The 20,454-nt window shown below is 40.7% G+C and carries 27 protein-coding genes; 2 read left to right on the plus strand and 25 right to left on the minus strand.

Annotated elements, in window-relative coordinates:
* Positions 1–83: 83 nt before the first annotated feature.
* From D7D50_RS09915 to D7D50_RS10020, 22 genes are all read right to left on the minus strand, one after another.
* The gene (locus D7D50_RS09915; protein ID WP_120702245.1) at positions 84–824 is read right to left on the minus strand and encodes a hypothetical protein; all 741 of its coding nucleotides are present in this window, start codon (positions 822–824) and stop codon (positions 84–86) included.
* Between the two features lie 161 nt (positions 825–985).
* Positions 986–1,681: an SMI1/KNR4 family protein gene (locus D7D50_RS09920; protein ID WP_120702247.1), complete on the minus strand. Its 696-nt coding sequence runs from the start codon at positions 1,679–1,681 to the stop codon at positions 986–988.
* A 25-nt stretch (positions 1,682–1,706) separates the two neighbouring features.
* Positions 1,707–2,270 carry a hypothetical protein gene (locus D7D50_RS09925; protein WP_120702249.1) on the minus strand — a complete coding sequence of 188 codons (564 nt, stop codon included), beginning with the start codon at positions 2,268–2,270 and terminating at the stop codon, positions 1,707–1,709.
* A gap of 54 nt (positions 2,271–2,324) precedes the next feature.
* Positions 2,325–2,609 carry a hypothetical protein gene (locus D7D50_RS09930; protein ID WP_120702372.1) on the minus strand — a complete coding sequence of 95 codons (285 nt, stop codon included), beginning with the start codon at positions 2,607–2,609 and terminating at the stop codon, positions 2,325–2,327.
* A 97-nt stretch (positions 2,610–2,706) separates the two neighbouring features.
* Positions 2,707–3,147: a hypothetical protein gene (locus D7D50_RS09935; RefSeq protein WP_120702251.1), complete on the minus strand. Its 441-nt coding sequence runs from the start codon at positions 3,145–3,147 to the stop codon at positions 2,707–2,709.
* A gap of 13 nt (positions 3,148–3,160) precedes the next feature.
* Positions 3,161–3,709, minus strand: coding sequence for a hypothetical protein (locus D7D50_RS09940; protein WP_227877744.1), 549 nt, complete (start codon positions 3,707–3,709; stop codon positions 3,161–3,163).
* Between the two features lie 329 nt (positions 3,710–4,038).
* Positions 4,039–4,428 (minus strand): Imm50 family immunity protein, encoded by a 390-nt coding sequence (locus tag D7D50_RS09945; RefSeq protein WP_023022559.1) that lies wholly within the window; start codon positions 4,426–4,428, stop codon positions 4,039–4,041.
* Between the two features lie 74 nt (positions 4,429–4,502).
* On the minus strand, positions 4,503–5,129 hold the full coding sequence (locus tag D7D50_RS09950; protein ID WP_023022557.1) for a hypothetical protein: 627 nt from the start codon (positions 5,127–5,129) through the stop codon (positions 4,503–4,505).
* An 11-nt stretch (positions 5,130–5,140) separates the two neighbouring features.
* On the minus strand, positions 5,141–5,659 hold the full coding sequence (locus tag D7D50_RS09955) for an Imm26 family immunity protein (RefSeq protein WP_227877746.1): 519 nt from the start codon (positions 5,657–5,659) through the stop codon (positions 5,141–5,143).
* Between the two features lie 19 nt (positions 5,660–5,678).
* A complete protein-coding gene (locus D7D50_RS09960) occupies positions 5,679–6,239 on the minus strand; it encodes an immunity protein (RefSeq protein WP_120702255.1) in 561 nt (186 codons plus the stop codon).
* Positions 6,236–6,643, minus strand: coding sequence for a hypothetical protein (locus D7D50_RS09965; RefSeq protein ID WP_120702257.1), 408 nt, complete (start codon positions 6,641–6,643; stop codon positions 6,236–6,238). Before D7D50_RS09965 ends, D7D50_RS09960 begins: the two co-directional genes overlap by 4 nt.
* Positions 6,644–6,686: 43 nt before the next feature.
* Positions 6,687–7,076 (minus strand): hypothetical protein, encoded by a 390-nt coding sequence (locus D7D50_RS09970; RefSeq protein ID WP_227877747.1) that lies wholly within the window; start codon positions 7,074–7,076, stop codon positions 6,687–6,689.
* 52 nt (positions 7,077–7,128) lie between these two features.
* On the minus strand, positions 7,129–7,467 hold the full coding sequence (locus D7D50_RS09975; RefSeq protein WP_120702259.1) for a DUF7716 domain-containing protein: 339 nt from the start codon (positions 7,465–7,467) through the stop codon (positions 7,129–7,131).
* Positions 7,468–7,485: 18 nt separating this feature from the next.
* Positions 7,486–7,935 carry an SMI1/KNR4 family protein gene (locus tag D7D50_RS09980; RefSeq protein WP_120702261.1) on the minus strand — a complete coding sequence of 150 codons (450 nt, stop codon included), beginning with the start codon at positions 7,933–7,935 and terminating at the stop codon, positions 7,486–7,488.
* A 172-nt stretch (positions 7,936–8,107) separates the two neighbouring features.
* Positions 8,108–9,466: a sensor histidine kinase gene (locus D7D50_RS09985; RefSeq protein ID WP_120702263.1), complete on the minus strand. Its 1,359-nt coding sequence runs from the start codon at positions 9,464–9,466 to the stop codon at positions 8,108–8,110.
* Positions 9,438–10,112: a response regulator transcription factor gene (locus D7D50_RS09990; protein WP_120702265.1), complete on the minus strand. Its 675-nt coding sequence runs from the start codon at positions 10,110–10,112 to the stop codon at positions 9,438–9,440. The genes D7D50_RS09985 and D7D50_RS09990 overlap by 29 nt, the downstream gene beginning before the upstream one ends.
* A gap of 89 nt (positions 10,113–10,201) precedes the next feature.
* On the minus strand, positions 10,202–10,777 hold the full coding sequence (locus D7D50_RS09995) for a PepSY domain-containing protein (protein ID WP_227877748.1): 576 nt from the start codon (positions 10,775–10,777) through the stop codon (positions 10,202–10,204).
* A gap of 163 nt (positions 10,778–10,940) precedes the next feature.
* Positions 10,941–11,639 (minus strand): 3-oxoacyl-ACP reductase, encoded by a 699-nt coding sequence (locus tag D7D50_RS10000; RefSeq protein ID WP_120702267.1) that lies wholly within the window; start codon positions 11,637–11,639, stop codon positions 10,941–10,943.
* Positions 11,632–11,868, minus strand: a complete 237-nt coding sequence (locus D7D50_RS10005) for a DUF2829 domain-containing protein (protein ID WP_000141913.1) — start codon at positions 11,866–11,868, stop codon at positions 11,632–11,634. Before D7D50_RS10005 ends, D7D50_RS10000 begins: the two co-directional genes overlap by 8 nt.
* 99 nt (positions 11,869–11,967) lie before the next feature.
* Complete coding sequence (locus D7D50_RS10010) at positions 11,968–12,798, minus strand: hypothetical protein (protein WP_120702268.1); 831 nt, start codon at positions 12,796–12,798, stop codon at positions 11,968–11,970.
* Positions 12,795–13,595 (minus strand): hypothetical protein, encoded by an 801-nt coding sequence (locus tag D7D50_RS10015; protein WP_120702270.1) that lies wholly within the window; start codon positions 13,593–13,595, stop codon positions 12,795–12,797. Before D7D50_RS10015 ends, D7D50_RS10010 begins: the two co-directional genes overlap by 4 nt.
* A complete protein-coding gene (locus tag D7D50_RS10020) occupies positions 13,592–13,918 on the minus strand; it encodes a PadR family transcriptional regulator (protein ID WP_120702278.1) in 327 nt (108 codons plus the stop codon). Before D7D50_RS10020 ends, D7D50_RS10015 begins: the two co-directional genes overlap by 4 nt.
* A 235-nt stretch (positions 13,919–14,153) precedes the next feature.
* Between D7D50_RS10020 and D7D50_RS10025 the strand changes: the two genes are divergently transcribed.
* A complete protein-coding gene (locus D7D50_RS10025) occupies positions 14,154–16,118 on the plus strand; it encodes a peptide ABC transporter substrate-binding protein (RefSeq protein WP_120702280.1) in 1,965 nt (654 codons plus the stop codon).
* A 333-nt stretch (positions 16,119–16,451) separates the two neighbouring features.
* On the opposite strand, the gene D7D50_RS10030 is transcribed toward D7D50_RS10025, so the two are convergent.
* The 3 genes from D7D50_RS10030 to D7D50_RS10040 all read right to left on the minus strand — a co-directional run bounded on the left by D7D50_RS10030 (position 16,452) and on the right by D7D50_RS10040 (position 19,636).
* The gene (locus D7D50_RS10030) at positions 16,452–18,443 is read right to left on the minus strand and encodes an FtsX-like permease family protein (RefSeq protein ID WP_120702282.1); all 1,992 of its coding nucleotides are present in this window, start codon (positions 18,441–18,443) and stop codon (positions 16,452–16,454) included.
* On the minus strand, positions 18,436–19,203 hold the full coding sequence (locus tag D7D50_RS10035) for an ABC transporter ATP-binding protein (protein WP_120702284.1): 768 nt from the start codon (positions 19,201–19,203) through the stop codon (positions 18,436–18,438). The genes D7D50_RS10030 and D7D50_RS10035 overlap by 8 nt, the downstream gene beginning before the upstream one ends.
* 175 nt (positions 19,204–19,378) lie before the next feature.
* The gene (locus D7D50_RS10040; protein WP_120702380.1) at positions 19,379–19,636 is read right to left on the minus strand and encodes a SemiSWEET family transporter; all 258 of its coding nucleotides are present in this window, start codon (positions 19,634–19,636) and stop codon (positions 19,379–19,381) included.
* A gap of 279 nt (positions 19,637–19,915) precedes the next feature.
* Between D7D50_RS10040 and D7D50_RS10045 the strand changes: the two genes are divergently transcribed.
* On the plus strand, positions 19,916–20,179 hold the full coding sequence (locus tag D7D50_RS10045; protein WP_003006096.1) for a SemiSWEET family transporter: 264 nt from the start codon (positions 19,916–19,918) through the stop codon (positions 20,177–20,179).
* Positions 20,180–20,454 lie beyond the last annotated feature (275 nt).

Raw genomic sequence — 20,454 nt, forward strand, 5'->3', positions numbered from 1 at the left:
TTCCTCCTACTTAGACAACGGGACTAATGGTTCGTTTATAATGAAGACATAGGTTATAAAAAACCTGTATTGAAGACATGTTTTTACCCCTCTCGCATGCAAACATGTGGTAACTCACTTCTAAGAAGTTCCCTTTGCTTTTGATTCGTTCTTCCCGTTGTTAAAAATCGGAGATGTTTCAGACTCTTCAAGTAGCTAACTGTTGATGCGTAGTTAAAAATATTCGTATCGACAAAATCTAAAAAACGAAGCTCACTAGATGGCTGGATAAAATCCAATTCTGGTAAATTTTTATTTGCTGTAAACGAAAGATAGAGCAACTGATCTAAATCCCTTATAAAATCAAAGTCCGGCAACTTTACACCATAATCAAAGTGCAGATAACGCATACCTGTATGAAAAGAGATGTTCTCTATCATTTCCAAATTTGTCATAGAAGAAATCCCTAAAGCTTTTACACAATCTTTCTGGGGCAAGATAATCTTTCTTACTCTTCTAGCACCAACTAATAAAATTTTTTCTACTTGTTCGTATATTGAGAAGTCTAGCACATCAGATTTACTTCCCATCAAGTAAATCACCCTCGTATTGCTAGGTAACGAAAGCTGATTAAAATCCACATCCTTCAGCATATCCTCTGGGTTTTCAACAATGTACTTTTGTCTTAATAAGCGATTGATATCGATGAATTCTTTATAAGTCAATTTTTCGTCCAATAATGATGCAATCTCTTCTATAGAATGCAGAGGCTCCATTGCCATTAGATTCTCTCTTTCGGAAAATCCTTCTTTTATGATTTCTAAATATTTATCTAAACTGGTCATCGTTCACCTCTTTTCATGAATATCATGCTTCTGTTTCTTTGTTCAACCTATCTATTTTTACAATGACACTTTTACAAGAAGACTACAGCACCGCTTGTCGCAAAAACTAAAATCGTGAATTTTTAGACTATTCTTTTCTATATAAACTTTATCCTGCTTGCTCAATCTCGATCCAAGATAACCTTGACTCTAGCTCTACCTAAATCGTCTAGATATTGCTCCAGTTTCGTAATTGAATCCTCCGAATCAGATAATTGAACAAGCAAATCCCCATTGATAGTCATGACATCCTTTGTCGGTAAAAGCATGAGATTCTCAACGCTTGGATCATTCACAATCATTAAGGAAGGGGAATAAATACAGCTTGTGGAGAGGTCTAGATTTCCAAATCGCTCCCTAGCAGAAACAAAAATAGATTCCATCCCACCTTGAGCCTTCAGAACAAATTCCCTCTCAAAAAATGCTTCAAAACTGTCGTAGATCTCGATGACATCCATAGTAATCCCATCTAAATAATAAACTTGAGGACTTTGAATGTTCCCATCCTTCAATCTATAAGCGAATTGATCTCCAATAGCAGACATACCAAAAAAATAGTAGCCCGATACATAATCTTCCCAGATATCTTTCCAAAACGTGTCTGAATTCCAAGAGTCAAGTGTGATGGCTTGAGCAGAATTTGTACCAAACAAACGATAATAGCCACCATAAAACTCCAAGCCATTGGTTATGGAGAGTAAATCTAAGTGAGCTTGAGGAAACTGTCTGGCTTTAAGTTTTTCTAGTTCAAAAGCTGTTGCCCCACTTTCTTGTATGACCAGATCCTCACAACATTTTAAAAAATTCTTCATTTCCATTTGCTTCTCATCTCTCTATTTGGCTTTAACCCAGCATAAATGCTATAAAATCATTTCGATAGTCTTCAGGAAGTTGCTCCTCGATAATATCCATAATTCCCTCCAAGAAGCCCTCTTTATAGTCCAATAAATCCTCATCAATATAGATATTGTTCTCAAACTGGGTGATTTCTAGCTTTTTCATCAGCATATAAGTGGTTAAGAAAGTAGAGAGAGAAGGACTGAGAGCATAGAGCTTAGAATCTCCTGGGATTCTCCCATAGACTGGACTGAGATCACTCTCTAAGTCACAAAAGATAACTTCATCCCCCATCAAGTGGGCAAAAACTACATAAGTTTCCTTCCAGCCTTGATCCTGCCATCCTTCTGCTGCAGCTTCACAAGAGGAGAGAGGAAACAGAGCAAGATCATAGGGAGCCCCTCTAAAATAAGCTTCTTCATCAAAGTTCAAATGTTGATAGAACTCTTCCAATTGACCAGACAAATCTGGCTTTTCGACATGGAGATTTTCACTAGTATATTCTAACTCTCCTAAGCCCCTGTTGAGGTGATAGATTTCTACAAATTCCTTCAACAAATTAAGTATCATTATTGGACTCCTCTCACACTTTTTTGATTATATTTGGCTATTTTCAACTGACGATTACGTATCATTCTTACTGCTAGCGACAGCCTGAGCCCAGATTCGTTCAAATTCCTCTTGACTAATCTTGATGGAGTCTGATAGATCCAACTCATCTTTTCGACCATCATAGAGTAGAAACCCTACTTCTGGAACATAATCCTGTAGGCAAGAGGAAGCATAAGAGTGCCCATTCAAAACGTTAATTTGTCGACTTGCACGCTGACCAGTAAACTCTGTATAAATAACTCCTAGGCCTGACATAAACTCACTATTGTCATAATAATAATATTCTTTTTCACACATTAGAACCACCTTTACCATTTGTCTCTCCAAGAATAGCATTCTTTCCTCTTTGCTTCCTTCATCGACTAATTCTATGCTCATTTTCAATTTATAGAATCTACCGGTTCTTAGCCTTATTCTCCAAGACTCTCACTTCTACTTTATCCTCCGCTAAATGGAGATCCAATACTTTTTCCTGGTCTTGAAAGAATAGCGTCAAGTCTCTGGTAAAAAATTCACTAAAATAAGAGGGCAAAAAATCATCCAAAGACTCCATTTGAAACAAGATGTAAACTGGTGAAAACTCCCACAAAACTAGGATAAACTGCCTTCTTTTTCCAACTAAACTTTGAATTGACCTACTTAGATCTTTAGTAGTAAGATTGGCAGAAAACTCATAAAGGCAAGGAATCGGAGAATCGATAGGATTCAACTCCCCAGCATACCAAGCAATTTCTTTAGGTTTATCGGTCAGAAAATGAACATCCTTAATTCCCTTCAAACCCTTGATTCGTTTTTCTACTTTTAATAAGGATAATCTCTTTTTTAAGTCACTCATTGTTCTTGCTCCATCATTCTGAAACAGAAATTTTGCTCACAATCTCATTCTGTTTATCCAACAGATATAGGAAGTTCCCTTTTGCTTCCAGTTTACCAAGCTTAACCCCATAGTCCATCTCGTGAGCAGGGCAGGATTGAATCAACTGACGGATGCTCTTGTCCTTATGCTCTATCTTCCAAAACAAATCCACCTTATAAAGCTGATGCTCCACTTGAATAGAATAGATCGTGGATTGGATCTTCTTCCTTTTCCACTCCCAGCTATTTTCGTAATCGTTTTTCTCTATTTCATTGACTACATCCTCTATCAAGGAGCAAGGAATGGAGAGCTCCTGAAACACGCGCTTTACCCCTTTTACCAAGGCCTCTAAGAGCAGCTTTTTCTGTTCCAATGGACTCAAGGTTTTATAGCTAGAAAAATCAAATAAGACCTGAACAGTATAGACACCAAGTAGGTTCATGATAGCTGGATTGCTAATCGTATCTACACATTCTACGATGATTTTCCAACAATCCTTGGTCACAACTGGTTTGAAGAGGCGCTCTACCATAGAGGTCATACATTTGGATTCATATATGAACGCTCTTCGTAGGTCTTTCCAATTCTGTCGATAGTCCTTAATTCTAGCTTCCTCGTAAGTTAGAGTAGTTGAGTCCATCAGCTCCTCAATCCTCTGTTGATTTTCCATATAGGGCTTATCTAATTCAAAATATTGTAACTTCATATTCGTGGTCTCGTAGTTTTTTTCTTGTAGAAAGGTTTAGCCTTAGGTCAAGGTCTAATGCTTGTGCTCTTCCTTCACTTTTTCCCATAGTCGCGGTATTCCTCCTGGCAATGGAGGATTGTTTGATCATCCAGAATCTCCGCAAATAAGCTAGGAATACATCTTTAAGTATCAATCTTCACAGGACCAATCTCAGCAATTCTAATAAGGTCAGAAGATCCTGATAACATCACATCATTTTGGTTTTTAAAATTGAATTCAACCTTATTCTCTAAAAAAAGCAGTTCCAGTTGGCCATTCACCTGATGAATCCCCTTGGAATAAAAATGGATTTCATCTAAATTAAAAAACTCTAAATTAATTTTTATGGCATTAAATGCACTTTTCTGCCACTTTTCAGGGAAATTAGTTGGCAAATCAAATAAATAAAAGACAAGATCTAATTTGTAATCGTAACATAACACAGTATCAAGAAATACATTCTTCAATTCCAAATCCCCATCAAACAGATGAATAATCTTTTCCCTGCCCACTGCTTTTTCAAACCATTTCACAATATGAACTCCTTTTTTAAAAATGAATAAAAGTCTTGTTTTTAAGAGTTATTGTTTCGCTCTTTAAGGAGATTTTAGAATAGACTGACCCTCCTGCCGTCCTTTCCTTTTGTAACGTCATTGATTATATCCTTGACGATAGATATATCGAACTGACGGGAAAAGTCTACAATTTTCTGGCGATTCTGTTCTGGATATAAATAAGATGCAGCTAAAATAAATAAAAATGGATTTATGACTTGACCAATATGCTCAAGGTATTTAGGCTGAGTCACATAAGACATAATTTTGTTAAAATCGTCATCTTTCAGCACAATCTTTCTCTGATATATCGCTGCACAGGCACCTGCAGCTTGAGATGAGTTATTCGATTCCAAGGACTCATAAACAAAAGACAAATTCTCTGTTTCTAAATTTTCTAGATAAGCAATCGCTACCGCTAGAGAGCGATAGGTTACAGGGGTTGGAATATCTCTCAGCAGCAATGACTTGAGATAGGGGACTTCTTCTGTACAATCCGTTGCGGCTATGGCGTAGAGTAAGTACATTTGTGATTCCCATGATTTAGGTTTTTCCATCTCGCCTTCCAAGGCTTGATGTAAAAATGGTCCATATCCTTTTAGTCTGCCCTTTAAAATTTTTTTCGCAGCTTTTTTTACCAAGGGCGTACGTCCTGAAGTTAACTCATCTACATAGTCCATCTAAAACTCCTTTATTTCATTTGCTTGTCCAGTTTTTCTTCCAATATTCTGTTATAAACTATACTTCCGACACAGGCTTCCCAGTCCAGATCGTCAACTTCTTCCCTAGAAAAAATCTTAGGTTCGCGCCTACCATCTAGCCAGACCTTCCCAAAGTGAAGACCATTTGGATCTCCCCACTTAAAGGCTAAATCCTTAAAAGGGATTGGATCAAAATCCGCTTGGTGAGCAATTATCTGCCAAGACCATACTGGACTTCGATCAAACAAGGTGTAAGAATCTACAATGATGGGCTTACCTATAAATTGAGCACGATTTAGCTCCTCAACTGTTATAGTAGGACTTGCTTGAAAGATATCGAAAAATTGGATGACATGACCAACATTCACTTTTCCAAGAATTTGACCAAATACAAAAGTTTTCTCCAAAAATTGATAGCAAAAAATATCACCAATTTTAATAAATCGAAGTTTTGTTCTTGGCTTTTCATTCCACTCACGAATCTTTATCTGGGGCAATTTTTTCTCCATAAGTAATTTAATTCCATTCCTACTGTTCTTTGTTCAGGATATGAAAGAGATCATCTCTTAGAACAATTCCATCATCTTCTATCAAATAGACCATGTGTTCCCAGAATGGTAATTCTTGTTCAAGGGGAGCTTCTAAGGCAAGTACTTGATCCATCAAGTTTGCTGCAATTTCTTCGACTTCATCTTGCTCAATTTCATAAAACTTTGCTTTCAAAAGAAAGACTGCTGACAGAAAGAGCGAATAAGAGGAAACAAAAGCTTGCAAGGAAGAGTTGACATAAATCCTCGATTCTTGAAAAACTTCCCCTCCTTCTTGATTGCAAAGTAAGAAGATCTGCTCCTCTTCTCCAATTACAAAAGCACCTAAAAAACACTGACCAAAAAGCCTATAGCTCTCTAGCTTTCTCCTGAGTTCTACTAGATCCCTAGCTACTTTGACAAAAGAAAATCCCATTTTGGAATAATCCTCTAAATAGGCAAAAAGGTTGAAACGGATCTCATCAAGATGAAATGGTTTCTCCTCTGAAGTTACCACAGAAAAGCCGTGCTCTTTCACTAATTCATCGATATTGACTGTCATTTTTCTATCCGATCTCCTAGATTCTTTTCACCCAATTTTTTTAACTTCCAAAGCTTGATAGCCGCATCTTTTCGGAGTCCTATAAAAAGGCTTGCTAAGGTTAATGCTTCCTCTTTTTTATAGACCTGAGAGCTGATACTAGCCCATCCATCCTGCAGGCATTCCATTTTAAAATAGAAATCTCGCTCTTGTCCAAGTTTCCCTGTTACATCGTCTATTTCATAAGAAGCAGAGAGCAAAGAAACTGAGACAAAGTCACCCGGTCTTCGATACATCCGCATAACGGATTCTTTCTGATTGATAGAGTAGATATCCTCTTTTGTTTCAGCCCTATCACTGTTCGATAAAATCACCCAATCCCTATCATCCTCTGATGAATAAAAACGCCATTCTTTCCCAACCATGTCCTGCTCCATCTTCTAGTGCTTCTCTTGTTATCGACTACACCTAGTAGTATGCTACTTCGCCTATACCATATTCTAAAATTTCAAAACTATCGAGGGAGAATTTAAGTCCTCTACCATGCTTCGAGTCCTCAATCAGTCCAAATTCCAAACCAAAAATCAGGCCTATGTCCGTCTGTTCAGACAAGATAAAAATGGATAGGAGTCTAGCGTGCGCTAGTTCTGGAAATTCCTCCTGAATTTTTGCCAAAGCTTTTGGATACCATACTGATGATTGATCCAGTAGATTATCGAGTTTTGCTTTATAAGACGGAGTCAACTCCTCATTGATAACTTCTAAAGAATCACTTAAAGCAAGGCAGACCTTTTCTCTTTCCTCTGGAATCGATACAAACATCTCGTTATGGACATCAAATTTATATTCTCTCATCATTTTCTCTCCTTATGCTATCAGTCATCAGATACCATTTCTCTAATCAACCTAGCTAATCATTAAAGGGCATAAAGTTATCGTGCTGATGATAATAATTCAAAGCCTCGACCAAGTCTTGGTGACTTGCATCTGGCTTTTCCTCAAGTGCAACCGAAAGAACATCAATCAACTGCTCTCCATAGTAGACTAGCTGAAGGTTTTGTTCCGCCACTTCTGTCGGGTAGACATCACGGTCTTCCACAACATCAGGATAATTTGATACCCAATAGGACCTAGCTAGTGCTAGTTCTCCATCCTCCTTGCCATAGAGGCAAAAATCATCTGAAGGAGACTCGTCCACGCGCACCTGCTCGATGATCTGCTCTAGTGAAAGTTCTTGGTGTTTCCGCATCTCTTCTCCTTTTTAGTCTCACTCTTCAACAAAGGAATTCAAAAAATCCTCAAAAGATGGCCATTCACCATACAACTCAACTTTTTCTTCTAGAACATAGAAGTACACCTTGCCATAATCCTCTGCCCTTAAAGAAAGAGCATAGTTGCCCGATCCAGGATCATAGGCAAAATAGAGAAGGTCTGTAGCCTTAAATCCCTCAGGCACAGCCTCATCATCAAACCAGGAAAGAGACTTCCTTATCTCCTCAAGTGAGTCAAAGGAATTGAAAGGAAAGAGATGACGGTCATCGTGGACACCCTTTACTTGGGGCTGGCCACCGTTGTACTGGAGATAAAAATTCTTCATAGCTTCCGGCAAGTTCTTTCCAAGAAACTCCTCAAATTGTAAAAGATCTTCTCTTGAAATAGCTGGATCTGTGTCTGTCAATACGAGCATCTCTTCTCCTTTTTGAGTCTCTCTTTCCATAGTTTGACCTCCATATTACAGGTCCCTTTTAGGCTATCATACCATAAGATTCCCTTTCCATAAAGCTAAAATAGAAAATGAGCCTAGCGGTTTTACTAGACTCATTTTATCCTTATTATTTTACTTTGTTATTTTACATTTTCAACCCATACTGATCGCTCAATCAACCGTCTTAGACAGAAGTCTTGTCCTTGATCTGTGGAAAGTTCACACGAAAGAGACTTCCTTTTCCTTCTTCAGAAATGATCTTCACCTCTGCTCGATGGAGGTCTGCAATGTCCTTAATAAAGGACAATCCCAGTCCGATACCACTATTGAGGCCCTTATTCCGGGAATCCTCCACCTGGTAGAAGCGATCCCAAATCTTGCTCAGATGGTCTGGACCAATTCCAATCCCATCATCCGCTACCTTGAGAACAGCACCATCTGAACTAGCCTCCAAGCGGATGGCAACCTTGCTCTTGGTAAATTTCACTGCGTTACTCAATAGATTGTCCAGCATCCGAGTAACCAAGACAGCATCCCCCTGAATCCAGAGGTCCGGCTGAATGCTTACTTCAAAGGCGATGGGACTTTCTGCCCACTTCCTCTCCTGTCCCTGACAATAATTTGCTACCAGGGTTGATAGACAAATGGGTTTTAAATCCGACCACTGCAGGTGTTGGGCCTTGGATATTTCCAAAATCTGCTCGGTCATCGATTTCATTAATTTAGCCTGTCGATGAATAACCGTCAACGATTCCTTGGTCTCCTCTAGGTTGTCTGCATATTTGGAGCCAAACTCACTTTCCGATACGATGACTGACAGAGGGGTTCGCAACTCATGGGATACATTCTGGTTGAATTGCTTTTCTTTCTCAAAAGTCGACTGAACAGAAGAAATCAAATTATTAAATACCTTGGTAAGACGAGACGTTTCTACATAATCCTTCTGATGCTCGGTCGACACGCGCTTACTGTAGTCTCCGCTCTCTGTTATTTCCTCTGCCATTTGGGTCACCTCTCTGATCGGCAGGAAGGCCTTACGGAGGATCCGACGTCCTCCCCAGGCCATCCCAAGGATGGACAGAGGAGCTATAATGGCTAAGGACAGCAAGAAGAGACTCATCTCTTTTCCTAGGCCTGAAGCTAGACGCACACCCCGGACCCACTTGCCCTCACTCTCATTATAGACATCGAGATAATAATAGGACGCTTGAGAAGTACTGTAGGTCGATAAGGTCCCTGAGGACAGGCTCGCATTGGCATCAAAGCCACTTGGCAGAGCCCCCTGCTCCAACTCTCTATTTTGATTATAGAGCGCAAAATAATTCCCATCATCAAAAGACTCAAACTCTTCCAAATCAGCAGCCATTTCCATGGTCTTCTGCTCTAGTTCTCCACGGGCGCTATAACTCGACCAAGTCCCTGAGATGATAAAGGAAGCTCCAAACATGAGGACAAAGAGGAAGGAAACAAAGAGAGTATACCAGAGCGTCACTTTAGAGACGATTGAGGGAGAGTTAGAGGATTTCTTCATTTTTGAAAACATAGCCCATCCCCCTTTTTGTCTGAATAATCGATGGATTACCTAATTTTTTGCGGATATTCTTGACTAAAACATCAATGATATTAGACTCTCCAACATAATCAAAATCCCAAATATGCTCACGAATCTGTTCCCGACTTAAAACCACATTGGGATGGCGCACCAGACACTCTAGTAACTCATACTCCTTGGAAGTCAGGTCAACCAAAACACCCTTGTGTTGGATGGTCTTTTTTGCCAGGTCTAAGGAATAGTCACCAAATTGGACCAGGTTGGTCAAGTTTTCTCGATTATTTCGTCTCAGCATGACGCGAATCCGAGCCAGTAATTCATCAAATTCAAAGGGTTTGACCAAGTAGTCGTCTGCTCCAGCATCCAGTCCTGTTACCTTATCTTCCAGGCTATCTTTAGCCGTTAGCATCAGAACTGGGGTCTTAATCTGATGATTTCTCAAGTAGCTCAATACCCCCAAACCATCCAGCTTGGGCATCATAATATCTGAAATAATCACGTCATACTGGGACACACGAATGTAGTCCAAGGCTTCCTGACCATCATAGGCTGCATCAACACTATACTGCTGGGTTTTGAGCAATTTGACCAGACTACGGTTCAAGTCCACTTCGTCTTCAATCACTAATACTTTCATAGCCACTTACTCCATATTTATTACCTTATTATACCATGCTTCTATAAAAAATCTCGGCTAGGAAAAGCCTAGTCGAGATCTTACTTTAGTTAATCGTTATCCAGGTCCACATCTTCTTCCAATACGGTACCTGTATTGGCATCTAACTCTAACTCAATTTCCTGATTGCCTTCTCGCAAGCTAACGCTATAGACAAGTTTACCTTCTTCTACATCTAACTCTACTTTTTCGATACTAGCATTCGGGTATTTTGATTTCATCTGGCTCTCTACCTTAGCCAAGTCCAACTGAACACTTGCTCCGATTAATTGCTGATCTTCGCGATCCTGACTCAAATCCTTGGTTTTTGATTTCAAGATAGCACCAGACTGACCATCAATCTTGTATTCTTTCTCAGTTTTTCCATCCAAGATGGTCACTTCGTACACTGTTTTTCCATGTTTTTCCTCTTGCTCGTAACCAATCACTTTTCCATCCTTAGCTTCTTTCAGGGCTTTTTCTTGGGCTTGTGCAAGGGTGACAGATGCAGTCACTGTTGAAGAAGTAGTCTTTTTACTTGTTCCAGTATTGGCAAAGGCTACTACAGATCCTAGAGCGGCAGTTGATAGAGAGAGAATTGCGAAACTTGCAACGGCTTTTTGTTTGATGGTTTTTTTCATGTTCATTTCCAACTTTCTTTTTTTCTTATCAAGTTCTTCTTGATGATTCTATTTTATCCAAGAAAGATGAATCCAAAATGAATGAGAAAAGTTTTTTAAAAAATTTTTAAAAAAAGACTGAGTGAGTCGGCTAGCTCTTTGCAACTCGATTTCCCAGTCTCCTTCAACTCTATTTCAGACTCCAGCCACCATCAATCGTCAGGATTTGCCCTTGCATGGCAGATGCCTTTCCACTGGCCAAAAAGAGACTGACTTCTGCTACTTCCACTGGCTCTATCCAGCGTTTAATAGGGGTCTCGCTAGCCACCCAGTCTGCTAGCCCACCAGGCTCAAAGTCTGCTGCAGTCATGCCTGTTTTGACGGCTCCTGGAGCAATGCCAAAGACCTGAATCCCCGCTTCTGCGTAGTCCAGGGCTAGCTGCTTGGTAAATCCTGCCAAGGCGTGTTTAGATGAGGTATAAGCGTGACCGCCACCTCCCGCTAGGCTAGAAGCAATCGAGCACATATTGATGATGATCCCTTGCTTCTTCTCCAACATTTGTGTCAGATAGTGCCTTGTCAGCTCTACCGGAGTCACATAGTTGATCTCAAAGATCTCCTGAATCTCCTGAGCGCTTTGCTCAAGAAGGGATTTGTAGTCATCCAAAACTCCGGCCGTATTGCACAAGACATCGACCTCAGGACACCAGTCAAAAATCGGCGTCAAATCCAAGGTCAAGTCCCGTTGCAAGAAGTGAAAATCACCTGGCAACTGGGGATCAGCTCCCTGGTCCACCCCATAGACCTGGTAGCCCTTTTCTAAAAACAAACGAGCTTGAGCTAGACCAATCCCGGAGCTCACACCCGTGATCAAGACCCGTTTAGTCATGAACTTCCACCCAATCTGTCGCTAAGACGTCACAAGGGGTTGGACTCCACATGGAAAAACCTTCGCCTTCACCAGATACATTGATGAGAAAATAAGGCGTCACTTCTAGAGCTACTCCATTTTGCTCGATGGTATCAAAAAGCTGGACATAGTTCTCTGCTCCGCCCCAACCCGTACGGACATATTTCTTTTTTGCCTTTAGTCCCGGCAAGATTTCTTCAAATGTCATGCTCTTCTCCTTTGATTTATAGTCCCTTTCATTATAACAAAAATCATGCTTGCTCGTTGGTTTCCAACAGAAAAGGGGAGCGTCCTCCCCCTTTTCACTCTATTCACCATTTTCTGTCTTGTTCTTTTTCAAGGCGCGAATCGTGAACCAATAGTAAATCATCAATCCTATAACAATGATTACCGTAGGCAGAATGATAGTCATGGTAGAATTCTGAATTCCTTGCGCCAAGGTCCAGCGATGCAAGAATCCCACTACTAAGAAGGACAGAATAGGAAAGATGAAGGCACGAGCAAACTCTTCTTTCCACTGCCACAGGATAAGTCCTACACAAGCTCCTGTAATGAGGAAGGTATCCCATGGATTCGGCACTGTTAACCAAGCAAAAGCTGGCAAGAAACGGACACCCACTATCTCACTAGCGAAATAGAATCCTAGAACGAAAACGACTGCTACATAAATTGCTTTTTTTGACTTCTCTTCTGCAAAAATGAGGCAACGAAGGAGATAGAATAGTAACCCAACGACTAAAATACCTAAAATACTATCCGTTAGATAGACGAGTGGCTTGAGAATCAGAACTGCTTGCGAGGCAAAATCACTTAAGAGGCGATAGAAAATCACGATTCCCGAGACGATTGCAGCATATTTTAGAACAGATCGCGTGGATTCTTTAGGCATATTCTCGATGATTTGGTCTGCCATTCCCTTGGGATCCTGTCCAAAATAGTCCTTGGCTGTCAATCCATCACCGCTTGCTTGCGAAAAATCTAGCGCTAGATTATAGACCTGCTCTCTTAAAGCTTTCTCCTCATATAAGAAGCCGGCAAAATTGAAATAATCCCAGAGATCTTGAAAGTAAGCTTGGTCCTCCTGGTTAAAGGTTTGAACCAAAGCCTGCGTTTCTTCATAATAAATAGCTGATGTCATATTGCTTCCCCCTTTCTTTGGAGACGAAATACAAGGAGGAACAGGACGAGTCCTATAAGAGGGAGTAGCCAACGTAATACATTAGCAGTTCCTGGATTCACAAAGCGAACACAGCATCCAGTTACAAGGAAAGTCATCCCCATGACTAGTAGACTCGTCATCAGACGATCTCTGCTTCTATAAGCCATAACCGCAAACCCAAGTAGAACTAAGACAGCAAGAAAAATCGCCCAACCATCTGATAAGAGGAGACTCCCAATTTGGCCAAAATAGATCGAAAATAGTCGTACGATGTTCAGAATCACCATCAGGCTGATCACACTTATAAACATAGCCCGAGGCCACTTCATTTCTCCATAGCTCTGTTTAGACCAAAGCCACAGGATGAACTGACTGAATATCAAGAAATTGAGTAGAAAGACAACATATGTTAAGGGTTGTATTGTCAGTGGCATCATCCAGGTAAAATCCATTAAATAACGCATGCCAACTAAGATCACTCCAAGTATGAAGACTAGTCCCGCATAAGATCCTAAAGAGCGTCTAGGTAATTCTGAAAGAATTTGATCCACCATCGCTCGAGGATCCTTTCCAAAATAATCCACTGCCCGAATGCCTTCTTTCTCAGCAACTTTTAAATCGCAAACCATATTGTAGAGCTGCTCACCCAGTAGCTCATCATCATAAAAATAGGACTTCACTCCAATATAAGCTATCATTTTTTTCATATAGGCTTGATTGTCCTTATTTAGGTGCAACAATTCAGCTGACATTTTTTCTGTATAATCTTCGATCATGCTTCCCCCTCCTTTTTCACGCGTTCTACTTTAATGACCAGATCCTGCCACTGGTTCCAAAATTCCTCTAGGCGCTCTCTTCCTTCTTTGGTTAAAGAGAAATATTTGCGATCAGGTCCATCCGGAGAGGGCCTCATCTCTCCTACGATGACTCCCTGCTTCTCTAGCTTCTGAAGCAAGGGATAAACGGTCCCCGCAACGATCTTATCGAAGCCGGTTTCCTTGAGACTTTGGATCAATTCATAGCCATAAATAGATTTTTTTGAAATAATTTCTAAAACACAACCTTCCAGGACACCCTTGAGCAATTGCGACTCTTTCATCCTGCTCCCCCTTTCTATACCGCCTCTTTTCAGCTAGTTTGTTTTACATACTAGTCCTTTCACTATTAGTATACTCCTCCTTAACTAGTTTGTAAAGCATAATAGTTAAAAATACTGCATGAAACTTGATAAATCCGAGCATTATGACTAAATATACAATTAATTTCAAAAATAATTTGCTTTTTACCGGAAAAGGTGTATAATAATACAAAATCTTTATTAAAGGAGATAAGTGATGAAAAAATCTAAACTAGCTTTCCTTGCAGGTGTCACGGTTGCTTCAGCCCTGTTCCTTGCTTCTTGTGGATCATCTGCAAAGTCTTCTCAGACGAACACTTTTTCATACGTGTATAGCACTGATCCAGACTCTTTGAACTACCTCCTTTCAAACCGTTCAACAACAAGTGATGTCACAACCAACTTAGTAGATGGACTTTTTGAAAACGACCAATACGGTAACTTGGTCCCTGCACTAGCGGAAGATTGGTCTGTTTCTAAGGATGGATTGACTTATACTTACAAACTTCGTAAAGATGCAAAATGGTATGACTCAGAAGGGAACGAATATGCAGATGTCACTGCACAGGACTTCGTCACTTCTCTGAAATACGTAGCAGACAACAAGTCAGATGCCCTCTACTTGGTTCAAAACTCAGTAGCCGGTCTGGATGACTACGTCACTGGTAAAAATACGGACTTCTCTAAAGTTGGAGTCAAAGCCGTTGACGACCATACCCTTCAATACACCTTGGCTCAACCTGAGTCTTTCTGGAATTCTAAATTGACAACTTCGACCATGATGCCTGTCAATGAAAAATTCCTCAAGTCTGCAGGTAAAGACTTTGGTAGCGTCAAACCTTCTGGAATCCTCTACAACGGTCCTTACTACTTGAAATCCTTCACTTCAAAATCGTTGATGGAGTTCACCAAGAACGAGAACTACTACGACAAAGACAATGTGAAGATCGATGATATCAAATTGACCTACTTCGATGGTTCTGACCAAGACTACCTAGCTCGTAACTTCTCTGATGGAAACTTGACCACTGCGCGTCTCTTCCCAACGAGCTCAACCTTCAGTACCATTGAGAAAAAATTCAAGGACAATATCGTTTATTCACCGCAAGATGCGACTGTCTACTATGTTTACTTCAATGTAAACCGTCAAAACTACGGTCATACTGAGAAAACAACAGACGACCAGAAGAACCAAACCAAAACAGCTCTTCAAAACAAAAACTTCCGTCAAGCCATCAACTTTGCCCTTGATCGTACTTCTCTAAGTGCCCAATCAAACGGGAAAGATGGGGCTAGCAAAACCCTTCGTACGCTTCTTGTACCTCCAACATTTGTGCAAGTAGACAACAAAGACTTCGGTACTGTTGTTGAAGAAAAACTTGCTGCAACAGGAGATGATTGGAAGGATGTCAGCCTAGCTGATGCGCAAGATAGCATGTTCAATACGGACAAGGCTAAAGCACAATTTGCTAAAGCCAAAGAAGAGCTCCAAGCGCAAGGTGTTCAATTCCCAATCCACATCGACTATGTGGTTGACCAGTCTTCTGCTAGCATTGTGCAACAAGCTGATTCAATGAAAGACTCCATCGAAAAAACATTAGGAAAAGAAAATGTTGTCGTGGATGTTCAGAAATTGTCTACGGAAGATGCGGACAATGCAACCTACTTCGCTCAAAGTCCTGATCAAAAAGACTTTGATATGGATATCGCTGGTTGGGGACCTGACTTCCAAGATCCATCAACTTACTTGGATATCTTCAATCCAGTCGATGGTTCAGCCTTAGCAGGTATGGGGATCAATCCAGCAACTGACCAAGCCCTTATCGAAAAACTTGGTTTGAACGAGTATAAACAACTATTGGATGATGCCAATGCAGAACAATTAGATACCAATACTCGTTACGAAAAATATGCTGTTGCTCAAGCCTGGTTGACAGACAATGCCTTTGCACTTCCTGTCTACTCTAAAGGTGCTGTTCCTTCTATCACGAAGATTAAACCATTTACAAGAGCCTTCTCCTTGATCGGTATCAAAGATGGTTCTAGCTACTACAAGTACATGGAATTACAAAGTGATGTTGTCACAACTGCCGACTACGAAAAAGCGTATAAGAATTGGCTGAAAGAAAAAGAAAAATCCAATAAAAAAGCGCAAAAAGAACTTGAAAAACACGTGAAATAATGGTTGACGTCAAAACACCGAGGATCAAATCCTCGGTGTTTTTGATTAAGAAAAAACCTATCCTTGAAACTTTCCTTAGGTGAGTACGGACGTTAGCGAACTTCTCCGAAGTTCCATAACTTAGTTTTGGACCTAAGGTTCCAAAACTCCCGAGTGCTAGAAATACTATTATTTCTAGCACTTTTCTCACGGCGGAAAGTTTCGGTATCTATTAAATAAGCTTAATAACATACATTATTATAATTCTTCCCGCAACACTTGGCTTGTCCTATGAAAAAAACAGTTTGTCTACTTATCGTCTTTTTCATTTCTAATCTTATATAGATTCAAACGCTATCTCACGACAATCTTCCGATAACTTCTAGAAGTCAGAAGAAAGACGAGGACATAGGAGATGAAAAAGACAGCGCAGATTACTAAGGTTGTTTGAAGGACCAATCCAGCATTGGTCGCTCCTAAGATGGCAACGATTTTTGCAATCATCTTGTAGGCTACTCCTAGGTAAAGGAAGGAGAAGAATAGAGGAAGGAAAAAGACAGTGAGAATCTGTTTGCGAATGGTGGTGCCGGTTTGCTTTTGGTCCAATCCGACTTGTTGCAAGATCACAAAATTATCCCGATCCTCATGACCCTCTGAAATCTGTTTGTAGTAAATGACGAGTACTGTAGCTAATAGAAAGATGACCGATAGGAAAATCCCAATAAAGAGGAGAGTCCCTGCTGTTTCACGCCACTCCTTCTCTATACTGTATCGTTCATATCCACCAAAATAAGTCGCACCATATTGACTCATTTTGTCTGTCGAATACAGCTCTTTGGTCACGTCACCAGTAAAATCTTTGTTGTCTTTATTTTTGGCATTAATAGAGAATTCTAAATTCTTATCAACTTTTAGACCCAGTTGGTTCAAATCAGGGAGGACAAGGTACAAGCCCATTTGGTGTTGAAACAGGGCGTTTTGTGGGATCTTCCCTTGGATAAAATTGGAATCTAGTTTTTGTTTAATCGTGAAGGTCTTCCCATTGATTTCTAACTGCGAGTCTAATCTTCCTGGATACTGATACCCATAAGCTAAGATTTCATTTTCTCCAAGCTCAACTTTTTGACCCGTCAGTTGCTCGTAAGTCGCCTGATCAAAAAAGTAGACTGTTCCCTCTGTCTTCATCTCCTGACCAGCTTGTTCATAAACCTCTAAGCTCCTTCCATCAATCTTTCGAATTTCAGCCGACCAGTATGTTGTCTGTGCCACCTGATAATCTGATAGATTTGTCGCATCGGCTGTTTTCTTAATTTGAGCTTGAACATCCTTGATAACTGGTTCTGTCTCAGCATCTGAAGGCATATGCCCCACACTAATCATGTAATCAGAAGGGTAAACAGTATCTAGGTAGTTCTGCCCTCCAATAAAGATATTGAGCGACCCGGTTAAGGTTACCAAGACCATGGTGGATAGAATACTAATGGTCGCAAGGCCCGCTGCATTTTTTCGCATCCGAGCTATTAAGTTAGAGACGGATATAAAATTCTCTGGCTTGTAATAGTAGGATTTCCGACCTTTGAGAAATCTTAAGAAGGTAATGGAGCCTGCGTTGAATAAGAGATAAGTCGCCAGAATGACCAAAATGACAGCAATAAAGAATCCTTGAACCGCTGCAACTGGACGCTCAACGGTTAGCGCTATATAAAACGCAATTCCTAAGAGCCCTAGTCCTAAAAGAGTTTGAACCAGCAAGAAGCGTCCCTTCTTCTCTCCTGCCTTTTTCTGTTGCATGAGGTGGAGGGAACTGTAGCGCAAGAGGCGGAAAGAATTCAGCAAGAGAATGAGGGCAAAAGCTAAGGCTAACCCAAGTAAAGTGTTAAGAACAGCCCCTATCTGGAAGGTTGATTGAATGACGACTGGTAGCCCCATACATTTTAGGAGCAAGGCAAAAATCAGGCGATCAAACAAGAGCCCCAAGCCCAGTCCTGCTCCAACTGTGAGAACATAGAAGAAGAGCAATTCCCATAAGGTCATGATGAGGAGATGCTTCTTCTCCATCCCCAGAACACTGTACAGTCCCAGTTCTTTGGAACGATTTTTCATGACATAGCCATTGGCATAAGCCACTAAAATGATGACGACCAGCTGGACGACGAAACTACCAAAACCAAGAACAGTTCTCGCCGCCTCACCTCCGTAAGAATCCTCTAAATGAGGGGTCGATGACAAGGCGATAAAACTATAAAGGATCATGGTCGTTAAAATGACAGCCAGGGCAAAGGGATAATAGAGCTTTCGATTTTGTTTGAGGTTGGAAAGTGCTAATTTACTTGTTAATTTAAACATCACGATCCTCCTTTCCCGCCATGACCGTCAGGGTATCCGAGATTTCTTGGAACATCTGACGCTCTGTCTTTTCCCCACGGAAGATCTGGTTGTAAAGAATCCCGTCCTTGATAAAGAGCACGCGCTTGGCCCGAGCGGCCGCTGCGGTTGAGTGGGTCACCATGAGGATGGTTTGTCCCATGCTATTGATATCTTCAAAGACGTCAAGCAAAGCAGCCGAAGACTTAGAATCCAGCGCCCCTGTTGGCTCATCAGCAAGGAGAATTTCTGGCGAGGTGATAATAGCCCGTGCTACAGCCACCCGTTGCTTTTGCCCACCAGAAATCTCGTAGGGATATTTTTCAAGCAGTTGGTGAATGCCCAACTCTCGACTCACGCTATCGACCTTGCTCATCATTTCCTTGACGGATCTACGAGAGAGGACTAGAGGAAGGAGGATATTATCCTTGACGGACAAGGTATCCAGCAGGTTAAAGTCTTGAAAGACAAAGCCTAGTTTTTCACGACGGAAGCTGGACGCATCCTTGTTCTTGATAGTTGAAGTATCAGTGCCGTTGAGGTAGACCCGTCCTTCCGTCGGCTGGTCCAGCATGGCTAGGATATTGAGGAGAGTGGATTTCCCGGACCCTGATTCCCCCATGATGGCGACGTATTCCCCTTTTTCAACCGTGAAGTGGATATCTTTTAGGGCTTCGACCTGCGTTCCTTGGAAGCGGGTTTTGTAAATTTTTTTCACATGTTGTACATCTAATAAGGCCATTTTCATTCTCCATTTCCATCTAGTTATATGATTGATATCCATAAAACTTTTTACACCTCTATTGTAACGATTTGAAGAGAGATCTACAATAAGCTAACCTTTCATTTTTACCCTGATTTCTTACATTTCTGTAAGGTATTAAAAAACTAGCTTCCTTGCGGGAGCTAGTTTCTTCTTATAAAGCTGTGATGGCAGTGATCAAACCAAAGACGATCCCTGGAGCATTGGCTGCAGCAAGTGGGATATCGCGTTCTTTTTTAAAGAGTCCGTAGTAGACCCAAAGACTACAGTTGACGGCTGCAACTAAAGGTTGAATAAAGTTTCCTTTGTGACCAGCGAGATTATCCATAATTTGTGGGAAGTAAGAGACATACATCATCACAGACATAAAGGTCGCAACCCAACCAAGGATTTTCATTTGTTTTTCATTCATTTTCATTGTACCTTTCATTTTTTAAGTACACACTATTCTACCTCTTCCCCTCTTAAAATTCAAGTCTTTTTTCAACTGTTACCGAACTGTAAAGTATCACAATCTTGTGATTTTGCAGGAAGATGGATTTCTTTTCGAGTGGATTTTCTCTCTAGTTGCCATTTTTTGACACTTTGTCTAATTCTTTTGCAAATGTGATCGTTTTCATTTTGCGTAGCATGCAAATTAATTGCATTATCTTCCTACTTATGCTATTTTGATATACAGAGGTAAAATTTTATGAACAAACAAAAAATCAACCAAATCGTTGGCTCGATCGGTGCCTTTATTGGGATTATCGTTTTCATTGCCTACATCCCACAAATTATTGCCAATTTACAGGGACATAAGGCCCAACCTTTCCAACCCTTGTCAGCTGCTATTTCTTGCTTGATCTGGGTCATTTATGGTTGGACAAAGGAACCTAAAAAAGACTGGATTTTGATTATTCCGAATTCAGCAGGTGTCATCCTAGGAGGATTGACTTTCCTAACATCACTCTAAAAGAAATCGATAAAAAACCGAACTCTAGTGGTTCGGTTTTTTTGTATATCCCTTTGAAAAGCAAAAACAATCGCTGTCGGTTTTCGCACAAAAAGAGGCTGGGACAAAAGTCCTAGCCTCTCAATTATTTTTGGATTGTCGATCAAGACGCAGTGGTTGAGTGGGCTCTACTACGCTGATTTCATCAGCTTTTACAGCCCTACTCAACTGTGCGGAGGTGGGACGACGAAATCGAATTCTAACGAATTACCGATTTCTGTCCCACTCTCTTCTTT

The sequence above is a fragment of the Streptococcus koreensis genome, assembly GCF_003627135.1.
GTDB classification, from domain to species: Bacteria; Bacillota; Bacilli; order Lactobacillales; family Streptococcaceae; genus Streptococcus; species Streptococcus ilei.